Raw genomic sequence first — 1,108 nt, 5'->3', positions numbered from 1 at the left:
CGGCATGAAGGATTCGAAGGTCATCGTCGCGATCAACAAGGACGAGGAGGCGCCGATCTTCCAGGTCGCCGACTACGGCCTCGTCGGCGACCTCTTCGAGATCGTCCCGGAGCTCGCAGGTAAGCTCGGCTGAGGCGCCGGGTACCCGGCGGGCGAGGCCCCTCACGTCAGCCTTCGGCCCGCGCGAAGGGATCGCCCGGGCGCCCCTTTGCGAAGACCACGGGCGCGAAGTTCGATCTCCCCCCGCGCCGCGACCGAGGTCGCGATGTCGAAGACGTAAGGGTCACCGCCCGGACGCGGCCAGCCGAAGGCGAAGGGATTGGTGCCGAGCAGCGGGGCGGTGCCGCCCGCCGGGGCCACCGTCGAATAGCTCGGGCACATCGCGAGGCAGGCGAGACCCTGCGCGGTCATGAGTTCCACCTCGGGCCAGAGCGCCGAGAGATGGCCGCAGTCGTTGACGACCAGCGCGGCGAGCCCGAGCGCCCGCGCCCGATCCGGAGATCGGACTGGCCCGGGGGCTCCGGATCAGGCGCTGCTCTGGCCAGGTCTGCCTCCCATCGAACCGATCGACGATCAAGACACCCAGTGCGCGCGACGGACAAGGCGGATCCCAGCCGCCGCCCTCCGGGCGCCCGCGGTGTGGGCGTTCCCAAAGGGGGGCGTGGTCAACTTCTTCGAAAACAGGGTCTCCACTGGTCTCATGTGGAGGTAAAGCGGCGAAATTAAGGCGATGCTCCCTGCCAAGCGCCATCATGAAGTCGGATCGATCCCGCCTCCCGCGGTAGCGTGTCACACATGCGACACATGCCAGCCATCGACGCGGATCCGGCGAGAATGTCCGGGACTCCCGCGATCAGGAAATCCGGAGTCCGGGAAGAACATGAGTGAAGAGAACCGGGCCTTCGTGGCCTTTGAACATGTCCAGAAGAGCTATGACGGCGTCTCTCTGGTCGTGAAGGATCTGAACCTCAGCATCGGGAAGGGCGAGTTTCTGACGATGCTCGGGCCGTCCGGTTCGGGCAAGACGACCTGCCTGATGATGCTGGCGGGGTTCGAGACGGCGACGCACGGGGAGATCCTGCTGGCGGGGCGGCCGATCAACAACATC

The 1,108-nt window shown here is 66.7% G+C and carries 1 protein-coding gene and 2 pseudogenes; 2 read left to right on the top strand and 1 reads right to left on the bottom strand.

Going from position 1 to position 1,108, the window contains the following annotated elements:
• Nucleotides 1–133: pseudogene (locus tag FJM51_RS23445) on the top strand (electron transfer flavoprotein subunit alpha/FixB family protein); the annotation flags it as partial.
• An 86-nt stretch (nucleotides 134–219) separates the two neighbouring features.
• Here the strand turns inward: FJM51_RS23445 and FJM51_RS23440 are convergent.
• A pseudogene (locus FJM51_RS23440) lies at nucleotides 220–492 on the bottom strand (Ldh family oxidoreductase); the annotation flags it as partial.
• Nucleotides 493–880: 388 nt separating this feature from the next.
• Between FJM51_RS23440 and FJM51_RS23435 the strand changes: the two are divergent.
• Nucleotides 881–1,108, top strand: a 228-nt coding sequence (locus FJM51_RS23435; RefSeq protein ID WP_140456497.1) for an ATP-binding cassette domain-containing protein, incomplete at its 3' end; no start/stop codon positions are given.

This window comes from Amaricoccus solimangrovi (assembly GCF_006385685.1).
GTDB lineage: Bacteria > Pseudomonadota > Alphaproteobacteria > Rhodobacterales > Rhodobacteraceae > Amaricoccus > Amaricoccus solimangrovi.
The sequence above is the reverse complement of the archived record's forward strand: the minus strand, read 5'-3'. Positions and strand labels throughout refer to the sequence as shown.